At 39.8% G+C, this 21,240-nt stretch carries 13 protein-coding genes; 4 read left to right on the forward strand and 9 right to left on the reverse strand.

Going from position 1 to position 21,240, the window contains the following annotated elements:
* Positions 1-66: 66 nt before the first annotated feature.
* The 5 genes from B3P16_RS12945 to B3P16_RS12965 all read right to left on the reverse strand — a co-directional run bounded on the left by B3P16_RS12945 (position 67) and on the right by B3P16_RS12965 (position 9,360).
* Positions 67-540 carry a hypothetical protein gene (locus tag B3P16_RS12945; RefSeq protein ID WP_286843201.1) on the reverse strand — a complete coding sequence of 158 codons (474 nt, stop codon included), beginning with the start codon at positions 538-540 and terminating at the stop codon, positions 67-69.
* Between the two features lie 41 nt (positions 541-581).
* The gene (locus tag B3P16_RS12950; protein WP_286752678.1) at positions 582-2,204 is read right to left on the reverse strand and encodes a RagB/SusD family nutrient uptake outer membrane protein; all 1,623 of its coding nucleotides are present in this window, start codon (positions 2,202-2,204) and stop codon (positions 582-584) included.
* 42 nt (positions 2,205-2,246) lie between these two features.
* Positions 2,247-5,264 (reverse strand): SusC/RagA family TonB-linked outer membrane protein, encoded by a 3,018-nt coding sequence (locus B3P16_RS12955; protein WP_286843202.1) that lies wholly within the window; start codon positions 5,262-5,264, stop codon positions 2,247-2,249.
* Between the two features lie 530 nt (positions 5,265-5,794).
* Complete coding sequence (locus B3P16_RS12960) at positions 5,795-6,664, reverse strand: AraC family transcriptional regulator (RefSeq protein WP_286843204.1); 870 nt, start codon at positions 6,662-6,664, stop codon at positions 5,795-5,797.
* Positions 6,665-6,957: 293 nt separating this feature from the next.
* Positions 6,958-9,360: a S9 family peptidase gene (locus B3P16_RS12965; protein ID WP_286752681.1), complete on the reverse strand. Its 2,403-nt coding sequence runs from the start codon at positions 9,358-9,360 to the stop codon at positions 6,958-6,960.
* Between the two features lie 461 nt (positions 9,361-9,821).
* Here B3P16_RS12965 and B3P16_RS12970 point away from each other — a divergent pair, with 461 nt between their 5' ends.
* From B3P16_RS12970 to nrdF, 4 genes are all read left to right on the forward strand, one after another.
* Positions 9,822-10,055, forward strand: coding sequence for a thioredoxin family protein (locus tag B3P16_RS12970; protein WP_046673718.1), 234 nt, complete (start codon positions 9,822-9,824; stop codon positions 10,053-10,055).
* Positions 10,056-10,089: 34 nt separating this feature from the next.
* Positions 10,090-10,497, forward strand: coding sequence for a class Ib ribonucleoside-diphosphate reductase assembly flavoprotein NrdI (gene nrdI / locus B3P16_RS12975; RefSeq protein ID WP_053003630.1), 408 nt, complete (start codon positions 10,090-10,092; stop codon positions 10,495-10,497).
* A 10-nt stretch (positions 10,498-10,507) separates the two neighbouring features.
* On the forward strand, positions 10,508-12,562 hold the full coding sequence (gene nrdE / locus B3P16_RS12980) for a class 1b ribonucleoside-diphosphate reductase subunit alpha (protein ID WP_286752682.1): 2,055 nt from the start codon (positions 10,508-10,510) through the stop codon (positions 12,560-12,562).
* A gap of 132 nt (positions 12,563-12,694) precedes the next feature.
* Positions 12,695-13,681: a class 1b ribonucleoside-diphosphate reductase subunit beta gene (gene nrdF, locus B3P16_RS12985; protein WP_046673716.1), complete on the forward strand. Its 987-nt coding sequence runs from the start codon at positions 12,695-12,697 to the stop codon at positions 13,679-13,681.
* Positions 13,682-13,746: 65 nt separating this feature from the next.
* On the opposite strand, the gene B3P16_RS12990 is transcribed toward nrdF, so the two are convergent.
* From B3P16_RS12990 to B3P16_RS13005, 4 genes are all read right to left on the reverse strand, one after another.
* The gene (locus tag B3P16_RS12990; RefSeq protein ID WP_286843207.1) at positions 13,747-14,640 is read right to left on the reverse strand and encodes an alkaline phosphatase; all 894 of its coding nucleotides are present in this window, start codon (positions 14,638-14,640) and stop codon (positions 13,747-13,749) included.
* Between the two features lie 384 nt (positions 14,641-15,024).
* The gene (locus B3P16_RS12995) at positions 15,025-16,191 is read right to left on the reverse strand and encodes a glycoside hydrolase family 76 protein (RefSeq protein ID WP_286843209.1); all 1,167 of its coding nucleotides are present in this window, start codon (positions 16,189-16,191) and stop codon (positions 15,025-15,027) included.
* Positions 16,192-16,247: 56 nt separating this feature from the next.
* Positions 16,248-17,879: a RagB/SusD family nutrient uptake outer membrane protein gene (locus B3P16_RS13000; protein ID WP_286843211.1), complete on the reverse strand. Its 1,632-nt coding sequence runs from the start codon at positions 17,877-17,879 to the stop codon at positions 16,248-16,250.
* A gap of 12 nt (positions 17,880-17,891) precedes the next feature.
* Positions 17,892-20,936: a SusC/RagA family TonB-linked outer membrane protein gene (locus B3P16_RS13005; protein WP_286843213.1), complete on the reverse strand. Its 3,045-nt coding sequence runs from the start codon at positions 20,934-20,936 to the stop codon at positions 17,892-17,894.
* Between the last annotated feature and the right edge of the window lie 304 nt (positions 20,937-21,240).

Raw genomic sequence — 21,240 nt, forward strand, 5'->3', positions numbered from 1 at the left:
CCTACCGGAAAAAACTAACACTCAACTGTGGAATCGAGAATAAATTTTTATCTGTGTATCAAGATATTAATGATTTGTACAGAAGAAAAAACCTTCACTGGCCAGCGCACATATTATAGAAAATTGATCATAATCGTTCAGTTTATAAGTTCCAAAATTTGATTCTGGCCCCCCGCATTTAGATCCCTTCATAGGCAATCCATAAATATAATTACCAGAATTCGAGCCTGAAAAGAAACCTTCAACTTCATAAGTCCCCGCAGGAATATTCGTATAAAAATTTACTCCTGGTAAAGTAGGATAATATAGAGTCATTATAATACTTCCGTTTTGTTTAAGATAAACGCCAGAACTAGGTAATGCCCCACCTGTTGAATTATTGAGATTTATAGAAACGGTATTAGCAAACACGACTTTCTTCGCTTTTTCATAACCCTTACTATTTGGATTTATTTTAGTTTCAGTTGGTTTAGAAACAGAATAGCTACTGGCAACAAAGGCCATACAGCACAACAAACATAATGTTAAATAATTCTTCATAATTCTATACAATTTAATGGGAACGCGCCCTCCATATTACCCTACCTCCACAACGGATTTTGCTGAATCTTTGTATTGGTATTGATTTCACTTTCAGGCAATGGGAGGTAATAATGCTTAGCTTGAAAATTTTCAGCACCTTGTTTTTTATTGTCCACAAAGATTTTTTTCATGTCAGCATACTGATACCAGCGTTTTAAATCAAAGAAACGATGACCTTCAAAGAAAAACTCAAGTTCGTTCTGGTGAATAATCTCTTTCATCAAATCATCCGCATTAGTCCAAGTTTTATTGGCTAATCCTGCACGATCACGAACGCGTTTTAAACTAGAAGCTGCCCCAGCAGTGTTACCATTCTTAGCACATGCCTCGGCATGCAGTAGCAATACTTCGGCAAAGCGCAACAAACGGAAGTTATTATTAGTATTTGCAGCATCATACATACTGTTTGCACCGCTTACATTTCTAAAGAAGTTAGTGTATTTCTTAATCAAAAAACGGCCTTCTTTACCATTAATAGTTGGATAGACAAGTCCAGGGTTTACGGAAATTTTAGCTAAGGATTCTGTCCACAACTTATCGAAAGAAAGATTACCATACCAAGCACCATCGGTCAAACCAGTTTCATAGTCTGAATATTTCCAGTAAAAACTCGTATACATACGTTTATCAAAACGGGTATCTGATCCTGTTGGACGCTCTTCCGAAATAAAGTCACGAACTACAGAAATACCTGGTACTAATTTAAACCAAGCACCCGTTCCAGCAGGACCTGCAAAATTGGGGATAATAAATCCTTGGCGACTATTAGGACTCTCTGATCCCCAGATACCGTCCGAACCATATTTACCATCGTATACTAATTCCCACACAGACTCCTTGTTTAATTTCGTATTGTCCTTGAAATTATCTTCAAAATTTTCGACCAAATCATAATTATAGGGTGCGGTTAAGAGTGCCTTTAACTCAGTTTCAGCTTCTCCATATTGTTTGGTATATACCAAGGATTTTCCCAAAAAAGCTATTGCAGCCCCTTTAGTAACGCGTCCTGCCTCTGCTGCCGGCCGAGTAACAGGTAAATTCTCTTTTGCAGCCTTGAAATCTGCGATCACCTGTTTCCAGATATCTGCTTCTGGTGTTGATGGCTTGTTTTCTGGATCAACATCTGCAGGAATCAACAACAGCGGGACGTCGCCATAATTGGAAGCAAGTAAGAAGTAATATACTCCCCGTAAAAAACTTGCCTCAGAAATCAGTTCCTTCTTTTTATTTTCATCCATCGGAACTTTTCCGATATTGTAAAGAAGCACATTAGCCCGATTGATTCCACTATATAAACTTCCAAAATCACTTTCAGCTGTTCCAGGTGTATTGAGAAAGGTAACATATTCCCATGTATGTCTTTCTTCACCAACCAGAAACCAAACATCATCTGCACGGTTCATCGTCTGATAACCTGTGTAAGCACCATAATAACCATACATTTGTCCGCGAATGGGTGAATAGACTGTAGCCATTGCAGCCTGTACTTCGCCTTCATTTGACCAAAAAATCTCCGACACCGGCTTATTGGGATTGATGCGGTCGAGAAAATCCTTGCTACAGCTTCCCATTAACAAAAGAACTGCTGCGGCCGCTGTATATTTTTTAATTGAAATCTTCATTTTTGTCATTTTAAATTTTAATTGTAAAACCCCTGCAACCCATTAGAAATTTGCCTGCAAACCAAACATAATCGTGCGGGCCAGCGGATATCGTCCATGATCTGTACCTGCTGTCATTACACCCGTTTGACCGACTCCATTATCGTTATTGCTAGGGCCTAAATCAGGACTATAACCTTTGTATTTCGTTACAGTAAACAGGTTGTCAGCGGCCAAATAGATCCGTGCGTTTTTCAAAGTCACCTTGTTCAACCAAGTATTGGGTAGCGTATAACCCAATTCTATTGTTTTTAAACGGAAGAACGCACCGCTTTCCAACCAGCGATCACTTACCCGACGTCCGTTACTATTTGGATCTGTTCGAGTATAACGTGGGATCTCGGTATTGTTATTTGTTGGTGTCCAAGAATTTAAAAGATCAATAGAATAATTATTTATATCACCGGTAGTCTCCATCCGAGCACGGGTATAATTATAAATTTTATTACCATACATACCATCAAAGAAGAAGGCAAAATCGACGCCTTTGTAATCCAATCCACCACGAATACCGTAAGCTAGCGAAGGAAAAGGACTCCCCATATATTGACGATCGTTATTATCAATCTGCCCATCCCCATTGTAATCTATAAATTTGATATCCCCTGCTTTCGCTGTCGGTTGGATTACGGTACCTTTTGCCGATTTATAGGCCTGTACTTCGGCATCTGACTGGAACAACCCGTCCGTTTGGATCAGCCAAAAACCGCCTATCGGATAACCAACTTTAGCCCAGCTGATCACACCTTCACCTTGCGGATTATAACCACCAAACTCTTGCGTATTTCCCACCGTAATCGCATTCATTTTATTCTTAACGGCAGAGGCATTCACCCCAATATTATAATTTACTTCGCCAATGGCATCACGATAGCTCGCTAAAAACTCAAAGCCTTTATTTTGAATGGTACCTGCATTCATTACAGGTGAACCCGATTTCCCTGCAGAAGGAGGTTGGTTGATCGATAACAAAATATCTTTCGTATTTCGTACGTAATAATCTGCACTAATACGCAGCTTACTTTCCAAGAAGGCAAGGTCTACACCAATATTGCTCGTCTCTGTCTCTTCCCAGGTTAAATTAGATGGTGAAACCCAACTCGTTCCAGGAATTGCCCCTTGCCACCATGCTCCGCCTTGGATATAATTAATTCCGTATTGAGTAACGTTTTGGGTCGTATAATTGGCAATTTCTTGATTACCCAAACGACCGTATGACGCACGTATCTTCAGTTCATTGACTGTATTTTTTGCCTTTTCAAAAAATCCTTCATTCATTACATTCCAGCCTAATGCGATTGAAGGAAATACCCCGTAACGATGTCCATTTCCAAACTTTGAAGATCCATCTCGACGTACCGTTGCAGTAAACAAATATCGATTATCATAGCTATACATTGCGCGGCCGAATTGTGATATCATGGCTGCTTCCTGCAGGCTACCTGAAGTCGATTGTTCCGCTGGTGAAGCTGCATCAATAGCATCCGTTCCTGGTGGAATATCAAGTCTTTTGGCTCCAAAACCTCTATTGGAATTTTCTTGCGAAGAGTAGCCCGCTAATAAGGAAATAGTATGCTTATCGAAAGTATTGTCATAATGCAAGGTATTCTCGATCAACCATTGATTATTGAAGAAAGCACTTTCATTGAGCGAAGATTTCAATACTGCAGTACCGTCGGGGCGTCGGTCAGCTTTATTATAATTTCTTCCTGTTGTTCGGTTAATACCAACATTTAATCGATATTTCAACCCTTTAATAAATAAATCTGCTTCCGCATATCCATTCAGCATAATGTCTGTTTGGTAGACATGGTTATTATTCAAGTTCAAATTACCTACAGGGTTATCCAAATTTTTCATCCAAGGGGCCCAAGTAGAGTACCCTCCCACAACATTTTCGTCATAGATCGGTAACAGTGGATTTTGACGTAGGATATCCGTAATGACCAAATTAGCGTATTTTCGGTCACCTGATTTAATTAAGAAGGTATTCCCGACGCGAACATGGTCGTTGAAAAAATTAAACGTATTTTTGCTGCGTACATTGAACGATTCATACCCCGTTGTTTTCAAGATACCTTTCTGATTCAGATAACCAGCCGACACGCTATAAGTAGATTTTTCTCCACCGCCAGCGATGTCCAAATTGATCTTATTGACTGGAGCTGTTTCAAACACCTCGTCTTGCCAGTTGGTATTTGCATTAAAACTCTCCGCTTGAGGTGGTAGCTCTTTCTGATTCCGCATAAATTCTTTCCATTGCGGTCCATCCATCAAACCCATTTTTTTTGGAAGACTTTGCACTCCAGTATAGGCATTTAAACTCAAAGTGGCTGGGCTTGCCCTTTTACCACCTTTCGTTGTAATAATCACCACCCCATTAGCAGCACGAGAACCATAAATAGCTGCTGCTGATGCATCTTTTAACACTTCCAATGAAGCGATATCGTTTGGGTCTACTGTATTGATATCGCCAAATACACCATCAATTACATATAAAGGATTCGTGCTGCCCATCGAGCCTATACCCCGTATATTGATGTTCATCCCTGCACCTGGCGACCCGCCGGCATTTGAAACACTAACCCCGGCAACACGCCCCTGCAAGGCACCCGCAGCACTTTTTGCTAAATTGGATTGTAGATCTTTTCCAGTTACAGATGCAACCGCACCAGTCAAATCACTTTTTTTCACCGTACCATAACCAATCACCACGACTTCATCCAACTCATTGCCCGATTGAAGTACAATACTATAGGTTGAAGCATCATTCACAACAACCTCTTGCTCTTTCATTCCTACATAGGTAATTTTTAAGGTTTTGCCTTTCGCAACATCAAGTATAAAAGAACCATCGGCATCGGTTTTAGTTCCGTTGGCGCTGCCCTTGATATTGACCGTAGCTCCTGCCACTGGCTTATTATCCGCGTCGAGGACTTTGCCTCTCACCTTTTGGGATTGCTGTGCAAAGGCTAAGCTCCCACAAGTGGAAAGTAAGAGTAGTAAAGCTGTTTTTCTCATATTTTGTGTATTTAAGGTTTACAATAAATAGATGATTTGTATAATATGTCTATACTTAATTGGTATTCTAATATTGGTTTGTCTGACGAAATTAGAGAAAAGGAGAAGCCGTAAATAGCAAAATCAACTCATTTGTATTGTACTTTTCATTCATATTTCTGTCGGAAAAATCAGAAAAAAGCTAGCACAAACGATTGCGTAAACTAGAAATGACTACAAAATAGAAAAAATAGCATTGCATTAAACCGAAACAATAAACAACTGTAAAACAGCTAATTAAATAATATATTAAGTTATTTTATTGAACTTTGGACTCACTTGTATTGAATTATCATATAGCGGATAGACAGGATTTTATCGAATATCTTCGTATCCTGAAAAAACCTTCATGACTTCGCAGACACCAACAGCAATGAAAGCAAACTGAACGTTCTTTCTGGCCAATTGAAACAAACACTTTCAGAAAAAATAGACATAGGAGATCTTCCCGCTTGCTGGAAAAGCGAAATGGGAAATGAAAAAGGAAAAAACTAGATAATCATTTGCTGTTTACGTAAGCTATTCCTATACTCGACTGGAGTGAGGTCTTTTTTCTTTTTAAATACACGGTAGAAATACGAAACGCTGTTAAAGCCACATTGTTCGACGATATCGGCAATCAGTGTTTCTTCTTTCAGTAATCGCACCGCCATATTGATCCTAAAGTCGAGCAGATAATCGGTAAAATTCATCCCTGTAGTCGATTTCAGAAAACGGGAAAATGTTGATTTGCTCATGTTCATCACCGCGGCAACCATTGGAAGACTCAGTTCCCGGTTTACATGGGCAACGATATATTCCTGCAATCGTCCCATCATCAATTCGCTATTGCTCAGCACCGTATTGGTCGCAGTAGATAAGACACGGATATCTTCACCCTTGGACAATTCATACAGCAACACCAAAAGTTTCATAACCGAATAGAATCCATCCCTTTCCAAAGTCAGTATGCGTAATAGCGGTAATACCCGATCTACTGTGTCTTTCCCAAAAACTACACCACGTGAAGCTTTGGATAATAATTGCTGTATACTTGCAAACTGCTTTTTATCCAGATATTGTTCAATCAAGGAAGGATGAAATTGAATGGTGATCTCATGGATATCATTCGATTGGCAATCGCCATCTTTCCAGGCGTGTTCAAGCTCGGGGCTTGCAATGAGTACCAGATCCCGCTCTCCAATAGACTCCATCGAATTGCCAATGATACGTTGTGCCCCCACTGCCCCCTCAACATAATTGAGCTCATATTCAGGGTGAATATGTACAGGAAACGTAAAGGAAGACTTTCTCCGATCGAAGACCACAAAGCAGTCATCGGAAGATAATGGCGATTTCTCTCTAAATATATCAGGTCTCATAATTGGATTTTTCCTTCCAGTAAATTACCCAAACTTAAAAAATAATCTGTATAATCCATTGGTGCTTCAGCACATTTGCGCGCGGTCAAGCAGAAGCTTTCCAGAGGTGACCCCTTACTTCATGGTTCCCGCATCAAGTTAATGCAAATCCAATGGGGGCTGTTGCCCATCAAAAACGAATGAGCCCGATAAAATATCGAGCTCATCATCTGAACAATTAATTTCTAACTTTGTCCAACTTTTTGGCTGCAATTCATTTTTGCAACCTTTTGTTATTTTTTTCGATGTTCACCTTAATTTTTGAGGTATTTCTCCAAAAATTGATCCTGTTCCCAAAGTAAGTGGAAGATATTTTCTTTGGCGACATATCCATGCGCTTCACGTGGTAAAATGACCATACGCACAGGAGCTCCCAAGTTTTTCAGGGCCTGGAAATAGCGTTCTGTCTGCAGGGTGAATGTTCCGGGATTATTATCGGCTCCGCCATGAACCAACAAAAGTGGGGTTTTCATCCGATCAGCACTCACAAATGGAGACATGGTCATATACAAGGCAGGATCATCCCAGAAATTACGTTGCTCACTCTGAAAACCAAATGGTGTTAAGGTCCGATTGTATGCTCCAGAACGCGCTATTCCTGCGGCAAACAATTTTGAATTGGACAACAGATGTGCTGTCATAAACGCACCATAGGAATGTCCACCCACAGCAACTTTTTTTCGATCGATATAACCCAAATGATCTACTGCATCAATTGCGGCTTCGGCATTGGACACAAGTTGTTCAATAAAGTTATCATTCGGTTCTTTAGTTCCCTCTCCAACAATAGGGAAGGCCGCATTATCCAATACAGCATAGCCTTTCGATACCCAGTAGATAAAAGAGCCATAACTTGGGAAGGTAAACTCCTTCGGATTGGCCGTGCTTTGTCCGGCTGTATTCTTGTCCTTATATTCCCGTGGATAAGCCCACATTAGCAGAGGCAACTTCTCTTTCTTCGTAAAATCATAACCGGCAGGTAAATATAACGTTCCGGAAAGTTCGACTCCATCCTTGCGCTTGTATTTTAAAATCTCTTTATGGACTTTTTCCAACGATTTAAACGGGTTTTCCAACGTGGTGAGCGTCACCTGTTTCCCCGATTTCATATTTTTCATGAAATAATTCGGATAAATCGATGCTGACTGAAGCGAAATCAACAGATCACCAGTTTTAGGGTTCACTAGTTGGGCGATACGTTCTTGCATTTCAGATGCTGGAGCAGTGTAGATGCGTTTTTTCTTCAATGAATGCAGATCAAGCTCATCCACAAAAGGAAACTCACCATTTTTAGTAAAACCCTTACCTACAAACAACACCTTATCCTTATCTATATACATCGAATAAGTGCCTAAACTATTTTTTTCCATGTACACATCTCCTGGATCATTATACACATCCTGACTGTTCCGCTCTTGCAACAGTTTGGATTCTCCAGTAGAAGGATTCACCACAAAAGTTTTTGCATTTCTCGTATCGTACCATTGCGAATTGATCAATGCATATTTATCATTTCCCCATGTTACACCAGCATAACGGTCTTTGGTTTTAAAAATAAGTTTCCCCGCACCGTTGTAAGGGTAAGATAAAGTATATAAGGCATCACGAAACTCAGCAGGTTTATTCGCGTCCCCACCATCCAAAGCTTCTACATAGGCCAACGTAGCTGGCTGATCACTCCGCCAATGCCAGGCCCGTTTTCCCGATCGTGTCGACGAAAAACCCTTTGGCATTACCTCTGTCAAGGGGGTCTCATTCACAAGCGCTATTTCCTTGCCCGATCGATCATAAATACGAATCTGCTGTGGAAAAGACGAGACGGGAACTACATAGGAATAAGGTTTTGTGATGGTCGTGATCATCACGTACTCGCCATCCGGAGAGAAGCTGATTCCCGTATAAATGGCTTTATCTTTAAAGGAAGAAATCTTACCGTCAAGGTCCACAAGTTCAAGATTGGATTGCACCAATGTTTCGAAATTCGCTTCGTCCTGCGGATTTTTAAGCAGATCTTGGTACGTTCTCAATTGGGACACCTTCCCATCACTCGTTGAGACAATAGGTCCTGTCGGCAAATCTTTTGAAGGATCCAACAGTGCAGCCCTATCCTTTGGCAGGCTTGTAATCAGTAAACCGGAAGAATTTCTCAGCCACTGAAATGGCGCTGTTAATGTTCCATTCAGATTGTAGGCAGTCAACTGTTTGACATTTCGCGTTGCAAGATCAATGACAAATAAGGCCGTTCCGCTTTCATTTGTATTGCTAAATGCCAAAAGCTTATTGTCTGGAGAGAATACAAAATTGGCCATCGCCGCTTTTTCGGGTATCCCCGTGAAGTCGGAAAATTCCACATTTTGCCCTATTTTTTTCAAGGCAATCTTATCGAAAAAGATTGTTGAACTTTCCATGTTCGTCTTCGGATTAATCCGCAATCCAGCCAGTTTCATTTCTTCTTGGCCTAAGTCGGTCAGGCTTTTATACGTAGGTCGAAACGTAAATAACATCCAATTTTTATCGCTTGAAATCTTTATTTGAGGTGGGCGCACATAATCGGCTAAGGCCAAAATTTCAGTAGAGGGTTTTTGAAAGGTAATGTTTTCCTGCGCTTGCGTCTGTAGCGATGCTAGAAGCAAGAGACCATAGAATAGTTTCTTCATAAATTTATTTTTCAAATTAGGGCAAAATAAGGTATTAAAAATTTCATAAAAAAGCAAGCTTTGTAGCTTTTTTATGACACTAAAATTAAACTTAAATCATTTGTAAAATAGCGGTAAAAATTACTAATTTAAAGTTATCCACATTTACAAAATACAGAAAACCAGCAATTTACAAACACGAATCTTCAGCAAACGCATTCTCTGACAAACTTTTGCCCAAAATGTGGAAAAGTCAAACTACCGCATCGAAAGAAAATATAAGATATTTGTTAAGCTAATGAAAGAATTGGCAACTCAACGAAGTTTTTAAGTATCGAAATACAGACTTTTCTTTTTGACGAATTGTCTATTTTAAATGGCTAGATTAACCTTCAATCTAGTCTCCCCGATTAAAATTGATACCATTAACTTCGTACCGGGTTTTTCTATAAAGATTGGAGTAAAAAAATAAACAAGTAAACATGGCAAGAATTATCAAATTTGAGAAAAACGATTGTGCTCCTTGTGCGCAAGTATCGGCTTATTTGGATCAAAAAGGTATCCAATATGAAACGGTTAATCCTTTTGATGAACCAGACTTGGCCGCAAGATTCAAAATCCGCACTGTTCCTACGGTAATTGTGTTGGAAAATGAAGAGATTCAACACCGTATCATTGGCTTTAAACCAGAGGAATTGGCTGCCATTGCACTTTAATAAATTCAGCGTATCATTAAAATTAAACAGTGACATGATACACATTTATTATGATTCCAGAACGGGGAACGTACAACGTTTTATGGATAAAGTAGCTCAGATAACGGGTTGGCAAATCCATAAAATCACCGCCGATTTAACGGTAAAAGATCCCGGTCATTTGGTCACTTTCACCACAAATTTTGGTCAGGTGCCCGAAAACACAAAAGAATTCATGAAACGCGAAGCTAAAAATATTTATTCTGTTACTTCCAGTGGCAACCGCAACTGGGGGCCGAATTTTGGTCTAGCAGCTGATCGCATTTCACAGGATTTCGACATTCCACTGGCGTTCAAATTTGAACTGTCCGGAACAATGGAAGATATTAATCAATTTATTGACATCTTAAAGAACTTTTGCGATGGTAGCAAACGAAGTAGCAAAAAACTGGATATTGCTTAATAATGAAATCATGATTAAGCATGATGACGAATTCAGCTTACATAAAGATAAGGAAGCGGTTCGTGCATATTTCTTGGAATATGTAAATAAGAACACAGTGTTCTTTTATACATTAAAAGAAAAAATAGACTATTTGGTAGAAAACAACTATTACATTGACTTTTACCAATGGTTTACATTTGAAGAAATGGAAACGGTCTTCAACTATGTGTATGCGAAGAAATTCCGTTTCGAATCTTTTATGGCGGCATTCAAATTCTTCCAGAGCTACGCTTTACGTGACGATTCTGGCGAGAAGTTTTTAGAGCGTTATGAAGACCGTGTAGTTGCTGTTTCCTTGTTCTTGGCAAGAGAAGAGGGTGTTCAAAAAGCGATCGAATATGCTGAAATCATGATCAATCAAGAATACCAGCCAGCGACACCTACATTCTTGAATGCAGGAAAGAAACGCTCGGGTGAATTGGTATCTTGTTTCTTGGATGAAATCGGCGACAACTTAAATGGTATCGGTTATGCTGTTGATTCCGCCATGAAGCTGTCTTCTATCGGTGGTGGTGTATCGTTCAATATCTCCAAAATCCGTGCTCGCGGAGAAGCGATTAAAGGTGTTGAAGGCCGTGCTGGCGGTGTGCTTCCAATCATGAAGATTATGGAAGATACATTTTCATATGCGAACCAGTTGGGACAACGTCCGGGTGCTGGGGCAGTATACCTCAATATTTTCCACTCTGACATCGAAGAATTTTTGGATTGTAAAAAAATCAACGTTGACGAGAAAGTACGTATCAAATCATTGTCGATCGGTATCATCGTTCCGGATAAATTCATGGAATTGGCAGAAAAAGATGAACCATGCTATTTGATCTACCCACATACGGTAATGCAAGAGTATGGACAATTCTTGGATGAAATGGATATGGACAAGATGTACGACGAATTGATCACGAATCCAAACGTGAAAAAGAAAAAAATCAATGCCCGTCACCTCTTAGTTAAAATTGCACAGACACAAAAAGAATCAGGATATCCTTATATTTTCTTCAAAGAGAACACCAACCGTGTCCATGCATTGAATGAAATCGGTCAAGTGAAATTCTCGAACTTGTGTACTGAAATCATGCAAGTATCTCAAGTATCCGATATTGAGATCTATGGCAAACAGGACACGATCCGTTATGGTATTTCCTGTAACTTAGGCTCTTTAAATATTGCAACTGTAATGGACAACAAACGTATCAAAGAGACCGTAAAAACGGCGATGCGTGCTTTGACTGTCGTTACAGACGTGACCAATATCGATATGGTTCCATCTATTGCAAAAGCAAACCGTGAGTTACATTCTGTAGGGCTAGGTGCAATGAACCTCCATGGTTACCTTGCAAAAAGCTTCATTATGTATGAATCTAACGAAGCGCTCGATTTTGCCAATACCTTCTTTATGATGATGAACTATTATTCATTGGAAGCATCGATGGAAATTGCCAAAGAACGTGGTAAAACATTTGTTGGATTTGAAAAATCAGCCTATGCCGATGGTACGTATTTCAACAATTACGTAAACCGCGATTATATGCCTAAAACTGCTAAGGTAGCGGAGTTATTTGAAGGGATACATATCCCAACGGTAGAAGATTGGTTGGAATTAAAAGCAAAAATCAAAGAACATGGTATTTACCATGCTTACCGTTTGGCCATTGCTCCAAATCAATCGACTTCGTATATCATGAATGCAACTGCATCAGTTATGCCAATCGTTGATATCATTGAAGTGCGTGAATATGGAGATAGTACAACTTACTATCCAATGCCATATTTGACAAACGATAATTATTTCTACTTCAAATCGGCTTATGATATGGATCAATTCAAAGTCTTGAAATTGATTTCGGTCATCCAACGCCATATTGATCAGGGGGTATCTACTATTTTGCATACAAACTCAAAGGATTCGACACGAGATTTGTCAAGATATTATATCTATGCACATAAATTGGGATTGAAATCCCTTTATTATACACGGACAAGAAAATCGACCATCGACGAATGTGTTTCTTGTTCAGCTTAATTTTGAGATTTTAGTATTTGGATATATAATGGGAGAAAGTCAAAAGTTGCCTACGCCATTGGCGGCTTTTGGCTTATCTAAAATCAACAATCCAAATACGTGATAATAAATGCCTAATACTTTAAACTAAAAATGAGTAAAACATATAAAGCTGTCAACTGGAATACCCCTGAGAACGATTATGTATTGATGTTCTGGGAACAAAATATCCGTCAATTCTGGATCGACACGGAATACATTCCATCAAAAGATATCGATAGCTGGAAACGTATCAGTCCAGAAATGAAAGATGCGTATAAAAAAGCTTTAGGAGGATTGACCCTATTGGATACCCTTCAAAGCCATACAGGTATGCCTAAAATCATCGATCATATCGACACCTTACAGAATAAAGCGGTATTGTCGTATATGTGTATGATGGAAGCTATCCATGCAAAATCGTATTCCACCATTTTCACGACAGTTTCTACGACCGCCGAAATCAATGATATTTTCGAATGGGTTCAACAAAATAAATATCTTCAATACAAAGCAGAAACGATTGATGGCTACTACCGCGCGATCGATAAAGAAGATGCTTCCGAAGAGGAGATTTATATGGCAATGGCTGCATCCGTATTATTGGAGTCATTCTTATTCTATTCTGGATTCTTCTTGCCATTATGGTTATGTGGGCAGGGCGAAATGGTTGCTTCTGCCGATATCATTAAGAAAATTATCGCAGACGAATCTATCCACGGTGTATTCGTTGGATTAATAGCCCAAGATCAATTCAAAAAATTAAAAAATCAAGATCAGGTAAAAGCTCGTTTCCTGGCCTTGCTTTACAATTTGTATGAAAATGAGCTGAAATATACAGAAGAGATCTATACTGAAGTTGGTTTAACTGCAGAGGTAAAAGAATATGTTCGTTACAATGCCAACAAAGCATTGATGAATTTGGGCTTTGATCCGATCTTCGAAGTAAAACAAGTCAACCCAATCGTATTGAATGGATTGAATACTGAAACGACACAACATGACTTCTTCTCCAAGAAATCAACTAACTACGAAAAAGCAACGGAAATTGTTCATCTAAAAGATGATGATTTTAAAATGGATGTGGTCGTAGATATATAATATTGACAATTTGTCAAACAAAAAGCCCCAAAGNNCTTTGGGGCTTTTTGTTTGACGGGCAACAACTATTGTTGGAATGCTTTGATCGCCTTTCCGCGCCAAGCGGCATCGAGCGGTGCACCAAGCAACCATGTTAACGTAGGTGCGATATCGTAAATCATTAGAGTTTCCTTAATTTCTTTCCCTTTGGGTACACCAGGTCCGGTCATTACCCAGGGAATCTCCACCTCCGCCAGCGATTTACCACCGTGTCCTTTTCCGGTACCGCCGTGATCCGCAGCAATAACAAAAATTGTTTCATCCGCTATTCCCGCATCTTTTACCGCCTGCTGCAAAGTGCCTATGCGTCTGTCGACCTGTTTTAGCTCGGCATAGTATTCCGGGGTATTATGTCCAATATTGTGCCCTACACCATCAGGTTGATCGAAATGCACAAAAGTAATGGTCGGTTTCTCTTTCTTTATAATGTCCACGGTGGTATTCAAAGCCGCTTCATCATCATCTTTGGTATTAATGACCTTTTGAACGACTTTGTTATCGATCAAATAACCTATACCTGGCCAGCTATGTACCACTGCAAACTGTGCTTTAGGGTTTTTGCTGGCAACCGCATTAAATAAGGAAGGGAACATGCCGTTTGCTGTTTTGGCTGTAGAAGGAATCTCAGGTGTTTTACTATCCCACTCTGTATATCCATGGGCTGTAGGACCAGCTCCCATGAGCATAGAAGCCCAATTCACGGCACTTGAAGAAGGTAAAACGGTACGTACATGTGTACTATAGGTTCCCTCCTGCATTATTTTTTTAAGATTTGGCATTTCCGCTTTTGGTAAAGCATACGCTCCAAAACCGTCAAAACCAACTAAAACAACATGTTTGATCTTTTTGCTCTGTGCCGACACAGCACTTGTGGATAGCCCCAGTACGATCAATGGTAATAATAGATTTTTAATTTTCATCTGTATAAATTAGTTTTTCAATTGCGATGAAGCTATCAGATTTATTCATTCCCTAATGTGATTGAATAAATCATGATGGTTTCATAATAAAATAACTTGGTATCCAATGAGTACGCAACCTATTCAAGCTTTCTTGTATCCAGAATAGATAACCTGATGTCCATCCTATCCAATGAATCGCTCACATGTTAGATCAAGGTTTATCGATCATATTTTACAAGTCACGCTTGTAATAAGTTGACCTAACTCAAAAATAAAAATTTTACAGCATCTATTATGTTAAGTAAACATTATTTAATCTCTCTAACCAATATGTTACAGAACAAAAAAAGACGCTGAAAAATTATTTTCAGCGCCTTAACCTTATACCGTTTTACATCGATTTTAATACCCAGCTTTTGCCAACCGTGCGTACATTTCGACAAAAGCACATTGATCGAGCAGCCATTTCGATTTATGCTGATCTTTCAGGGTCCAGTCTGCACTAAATAATCCATCTTTATCGCGCATATGCTGCCAGGCAAATTCAAGGTTTTTCGCAAACACGGTGAGGTACTTTTGGTCGCCATTCACTACAGCGAGCTCTATGTAACCACGCATCATTACGGCATGAAACCACAAATTGCTATTTTTCAATTTTGGGAAATTCAATTTCGCATCCGTTTCGAAAAAATAGCCTAAACAGGCCTCAGCCAGCTGTTGCGCATCTTCGAGGTACTGTTTATTTTTCGTTAACTTATAAAGCAATGCAGCGGCCTGCAACATTTGTCCGGCGTTGTACGAAAACTTAGCTTTTCCAATCTTTCCATTGAGCTGCATATTGTCCCAGTATAACTTATCTTCGGGATCCTGAAGATTTCTTTTTGTCCATTCATAAAGACGCTCCCCTTCCTGCAGATAGGACTTATCATTGGTTGCCATAAATAACTTAAGTGCAAATACACTTGCTGGTGCATTCGAACAGGTATTTTTAGATTCCTTTTTCTGTTCACACCAATAAACGCCGCCGCCTAATTTATCATCTTCCCCACTCTTTACAAAATTCCAGATCTCTTTGGCCGAAGTCAGGTAGTTTGTTTTTTTTGTATGAATATAGCTATCGGTAAAATCGATCCCCAACCAGATATTATCGTCATAAAAACGATCCGAGGGAGGAGCTGTATTTAAATAAGAAGCATAACCAACCGGCGACCGACTTTCATCCCTATATTCCTGTAGCCCAACCAGGACTTTTTTGTCGAGTATGAACTGAAATGCCTTTTTTGTTTTTGGCAATTCCATCAAGGCATTTACAGCCGAGAAACTACCCGAGAAAGGCCATAGATAAGCATATTTCTTTTGCTGCTCGGCCTGTTGATTATTATCCAGATAATCAGCTTTAAAGTTTTCATCAAAGGGATATTTTTCAGCCAAGAGCTGATTCTTGGTATTTCCAAACTTGCTATAGATGCTATCTAAAGTTTGGACAGCATAGTTTTGAAAATTATTTTTCTGTGCAAATAAGATTGCACCGATAAAGTTCAGAAGAAACAACGTAAAATATCTTTTCATATGTTTTAGGTAAAGGAATAGTAGACACCCGCATGGGCATCTACTATTCCCGAACATTAATATCCAGGGTTTTGTTTTAAATTGGGATTAATAGCCAATTGATCCATCGGTACCGCATAAAGTTCTTTATTCTTATCGTTCGTCGCTTTATGATCCCACCAAGATCCGGATATATATTTCCCAAATCGGATTAAATCTGTCCGGCGCTTTCCTTCAAAAATAAATTCGCGTCCCCGTTCCGCCAATAGCTCCTCCAATGTCAATGTAGCTATCGTGTACTGTGCCGCAGGCCAATCGGCTGTGCTGAATGCCCTTTTTCTGGATTCATTGACCAATTCAACCGCCTCACTGCTGGCTTTACCTCCATTCTTGCGCATCAATGCTTCGGCTTTATCAAAATAAATCTCCGTTAAACGATAAATAATATAATCGTTCTCCCAATAGTTGGCATCGTCTAAGGTACCTGATTTATATTTATTAAAACGAGCTCCAGAATTCTCCTCTCCTTTTGTCATACCACCTTCTGAAGTCTTATCACCTTCGCTTTCTCTGCGAATTGAGTTGACAAACACCAGTGGTTTACCTGAATACTCTTCCGTTCCCAATACAGGTGTAGTCGTCCCATATTTATATTGTGGTCCAAACAAAAACCATTCTTTCTTCCGCAAATCATTTTCAGCATACGCACTAAATGCAGTAGGAATAACAACAAATGCATTCCATCCACCGTAGCCAACTTTGAGCACTTCCTTCATATAGTCGTAGCTCATATAGAATCCCGACCAGTCAAATGTAAAACCCGCCTGCCGGCTGTACTGAAATTGAAATAGCGATTCGGGATTCGCCGAATTGGTATTACTGAACAATGCATTCAAATCAGGGCTCAATTTAGGAGCCCCCCCGATGCCGCCAGCTTGCCCAGAAATGATTTTGTCACATGCAGCGATACATTCATCATTCATCGCTTTACCCGACCATTTTTCTGCATTAAGATAGAGTTCAGCCAGCATGGCATAACCAGCAGCCATAGACACTTGACCAATGTTACTTGCTGAAGTTTTAGGTAATTTTCCTACATTTTCTTCCAGCTCCTTCTGTACAAATGCAAAGACCTCTGTTCTCGGCCTGGTTTCAGGGTTAATTGGATCGGCTACCTTTGTCACGATAGGAACGTTGCCCCAAAGATCCATTATCTTAATGTAGTGAAATGCCCGCATTACTTTTAATTGCACAAGTATTTGCGTGCGCTCATCCTCCGTCAGATCGGCGATTTTAGTGATATCAAGTTTCTCAATATCCTGAATAGCATTATTGACATAGCCAACGCCGCCCCACATCAACTCCCAGGCCCCACGCATTCGGCTTTCATTGCTTGTCCAGGTGTGATAGTGCTGCCGGATATGATCTCCACCGTCATATCCATGGCGTCCCTTTTGTGGCCAAGCCACCTGATCGGCACTTAATTCGGAATGATAATAAAAGCCATTTCCGCCTGTGGGTGCAAGCCAGGCCTGCATATGCGTAAAAGGGCGGAGCGCAGCTTGCATAACTTCCCGTTTATTTTTGTAAAAATTATCATCTTTGATCTGACTATACACTGTCTCATCCAACTTGGTGCAGGAAGAAAAAGAGAGACCTAAGATAACAGTGCTCAGGATGGCGAATAAATATTTATTTGTTTTTTTCATAACCTTACTATTTTAAAATCCAACATTTAAACCAATTGTCCAAGATCTTGTTCTTGGATAGAAACTGCGCGAATCAATCCCTGCTTCAAAACCTGTGTCCTGCAACTCTGGATCAATCCCCGTATATTTGGTCATTGTCACGATATTTCTTCCTGTCGCATATACATATAGACTTTTGATATAATCAGTTTTTAATTTAAAGTTGTATCCCAATGTAATATTATCCAGCTTCACAAAGCTTCCGTTCTCGAGATAGTAATCAGAATATTGTGGATCCTGTTTAAGATCGGCATGTTTGGTAAAAGCACTTTCAAATACATTATTAGGCAACCATTTTTGATTACCAAAGAACATATCCGCTGTATTTAAGATATCATACTTAAATTTACCTCTGAAAAACACGGTCAGATCGAAGCCCTTATAGGCAAACCGGTTACCTAGCGACGCATTGAATTTGGGAACACCATTTCCAATATAGGCGCGATCATTATCATTTATATCGGCAATGGTAGCCTTGGAACCGTCGGCTTTATAGAAGAGCCATTCTCCAGCATCATTCAGACCCGCATAGCGTTTTCCATAGAAGGAACCAATTTCACCGCCTTCTTCAAGACGAATGGCATCTCCAAGATTACCAGGAGAAGGCAGACCGCCAAAAGTCATCCAATTACTTTTAAAAATATCATTGGACATGGTAACGAGTTTATTCTTTTGATAACTTCCGGCAAAATCCACCGTCCATTTAAAATCTTCTTTTTGAATTGGAACTCCAGACAATTGCAATTCAACACCTTTATTCGAAACCTCGCCTACATTGTACCAAATGTTTGTACTCACATAGGCTGGCTGTTGCGCCTTATATTGGTATAATAAATCTTTGGTTTTACGATTATAGACATCCAGAGATCCTGTTAGTCGGTTATTCCACAAACCAAAATCAAGCCCGATATTCAATTCGGCTTTTTGTTCCCATTTTAAGTCTGGATTGGGGTTCTGTGTCGGTCCATACGTTTGATAATAGATGCCATCCTGTGGATACACCCCGCCTGTTCCCAATAAGATCAACGAATTGTAATTTGGGAAGCCCTGATTACCGGTTACCCCATACCCCACACGGAGCTTCAGGTTGTTGACAAGGTCTTTATTGGAGAAAAAGTCTTCGTTGGTAATGGTCCATCCCGCAGAAATCGCTGGGAAATTACCCCATTTATGATTAGCTCCAAATCGTGAGGAGCCCTCCCGACGCAGAATTGCACTCACAAAGTACTTTTGGTCATAATTATAATTTACCCGTCCAAAAAAAGCAATCAGTTTATTGTCTTCCTTAAATGAGCCCATCGATGGTCTTGGCAATTTGGTATTTGTCAGAGCTGTACCACTTCCCATGTCCCAGTCTTGAAAAGCATCTGTTGTAAAGCCATTATTGGACATCTCAAACCGCTCATAACCATTATATTGAAAACTGTAACCGAGTAAACCCGTTATATTATGCTTTTCATTGAATGTCTGGTTGTAATCAATGGTTGTTTCAAAGGTCTTGGACCAATTTAATTCATTTCTTTTCCAGGCATAGCCCATACCCTGATACTCAGAATTTTGGCGTTGGTCCCAATCTTTGATCGACCGATATTGACGATCGTTCCAATTATTTCTAAGATAGGATCCGAAAGCTGAGATGCTCAATGGTTCTATAATCTTGAGTTTCATACGCGCATCTCCTGAGAATGTTTCCTGATTGCGTTGATCTACACGGTTGGCCATACGGTCCAGCGGATTAAAATTATTATAACCTTGGGTTTGGTAAAAACTCCCATCAGGATTGTATAACGGAGCAGTTGGATTGCGCTGGATTGCCTGTTCGAAATATTCCGTTTTTCCACCTAAAAGATCTGCTTTATTGAAATTGGCCGCAATATTACCGGAGAAAGTCAATCGATCTTTTAATCCAGTTTGCGAAAAATTGACACGACCGCCGAATTGCTGACGTCCATTCTGTTTAGCAATACCTTCGGCATTTTCATAGTTAATTGAAGCACGGTAGTTGGATTTATCGCCACCACCGCTGGCAACAAAATTATGGAATGTTGAAAAATTACCTTTATTGATCAATTCATCGTATAAATCCGTTGATGCACCCAGGTCAAGATCCGGTTTATTCTGCCCCTTGACCACATAGTCTCTAAATTGCTGTGCATTCAGCATGGAAGGTTTCTTTGCCACAGACTCATGTTGACCATAGGTATAATATTCAAATCGCGGCTCTCCGGATTTGCCTTTTTTAGTGGTCACTAAAATTACACCACCATTACCACGCGTCCCATAAATAGCGGCGGCAGATCCGTCCTTTAAAACATCAATGGATTCAATATCTCCTTGCTTGATCAAATCTAGATTTCCACCAGGAATACCATCAATGACAATCAGCGGGGAGTTGCCACCTTTCATGGAAGCCATCCCCCGCAATTGGATATCCGAACCAGCATTTGGATTGCTGCCCTGGGTTCTCGTCACGTTTAGCCCGGCAACTTTACCTTGCACCAGATCCATTGGGTTGCGCATACCCCCTTGATTGAAATCCTTTTCTTTTACAGAGGCCACTGCTGAAGTCACTTCACTTTTCTTTTGTGTACCATAACCTACGACAATAACCTCCTCCAATTGGTCTTCTGTCGCGGATAGTCGAATATCAATCGGGGCATTTCCGATTACTTTGACTTCGTTTGTTCGATAACCGATGGACGACACGACCAGGACATCTCCTATCTTGGCTTGCAGGGCAAAATTACCCTGTCCATCCGATGTTGTACCTTTTGCGGATCCCTTGACGGTAACCGAAACGCCGGAGACCCCTTCTCCAGTCTTTGCGTCCTGTACCTTTCCCTTAATTAAATCCTGAAGCTTAGTGACCTTATGGGTAATGGTCTCTTTTGGGTCTTCCCCCTTGGTGATGACATGTGCATTTGCCTGATGTATCGTCCCAGCGATAATAGCCAACGAAAAAAACAGCTTGGTATTTTTCGTTAAGCGGGCAAATGATTCTAAATCGATTCTGCTCATATAACTAGTGATTTTGGTTTATAAAACGTTTTAGCTTTGATAAGCTAAGACGATCATGTTTAATTAGTATCATCTTCAATAATTAATAGGAATACCTGATCCCCATCTCTATCGTAATAGATTAAATCTGGCAGCCTATTAATTATTTATTATTAAAAAAAACATAAAAATGCACCTAAGCTGGAACAACTCAGCATATAATCAGTGTAAAAAACAAAGCAAAAGCGGTTTTGCTATTTAAAGAAAAAAAAGCGAATGTGATTTTATCTAAATTATATGTTTGTTGATTTTTCTCTTTTTGGTT

The sequence above is a fragment of the Sphingobacterium sp. UBA7631 genome (genome assembly GCF_002483935.1).
GTDB lineage: Bacteria > Bacteroidota > Bacteroidia > Sphingobacteriales > Sphingobacteriaceae > Sphingobacterium > Sphingobacterium multivorum.

What these genes read in the sequence shown, in the direction of transcription:
- nrdE (WP_286752682.1), top strand. Translation starts at nt 10,508, where the DNA reads ATGATTAAGCATGATGACGAATTCAGCTTACATAAAGATAAGGAAGCG.
- B3P16_RS13005 (WP_286843213.1), bottom strand. Translation starts at nt 20,936, where the DNA reads ATGAGCAGAATCGATTTAGAATCATTTGCCCGCTTAACGAAAAATACC.
- B3P16_RS12955 (WP_286843202.1), bottom strand. Translation starts at nt 5,264, where the DNA reads ATGAGAAAAACAGCTTTACTACTCTTACTTTCCACTTGTGGGAGCTTA.
- B3P16_RS12965 (WP_286752681.1), bottom strand. Translation starts at nt 9,360, where the DNA reads ATGAAGAAACTATTCTATGGTCTCTTGCTTCTAGCATCGCTACAGACG.
- B3P16_RS12990 (WP_286843207.1), bottom strand. Translation starts at nt 14,640, where the DNA reads ATGAAAATTAAAAATCTATTATTACCATTGATCGTACTGGGGCTATCC.
- B3P16_RS12945 (WP_286843201.1), bottom strand. Translation starts at nt 540, where the DNA reads ATGAAGAATTATTTAACATTATGTTTGTTGTGCTGTATGGCCTTTGTT.
- B3P16_RS12950 (WP_286752678.1), bottom strand. Translation starts at nt 2,204, where the DNA reads ATGAAGATTTCAATTAAAAAATATACAGCGGCCGCAGCAGTTCTTTTG.
- B3P16_RS12995 (WP_286843209.1), bottom strand. Translation starts at nt 16,191, where the DNA reads ATGAAAAGATATTTTACGTTGTTTCTTCTGAACTTTATCGGTGCAATC.
- B3P16_RS13000 (WP_286843211.1), bottom strand. Translation starts at nt 17,879, where the DNA reads ATGAAAAAAACAAATAAATATTTATTCGCCATCCTGAGCACTGTTATC.
- B3P16_RS12960 (WP_286843204.1), bottom strand. Translation starts at nt 6,664, where the DNA reads ATGAGACCTGATATATTTAGAGAGAAATCGCCATTATCTTCCGATGAC.
- nrdF (WP_046673716.1), top strand. Translation starts at nt 12,695, where the DNA reads ATGAGTAAAACATATAAAGCTGTCAACTGGAATACCCCTGAGAACGAT.
- nrdI (WP_053003630.1), top strand. Translation starts at nt 10,090, where the DNA reads ATGATACACATTTATTATGATTCCAGAACGGGGAACGTACAACGTTTT.
- B3P16_RS12970 (WP_046673718.1), top strand. Translation starts at nt 9,822, where the DNA reads ATGGCAAGAATTATCAAATTTGAGAAAAACGATTGTGCTCCTTGTGCG.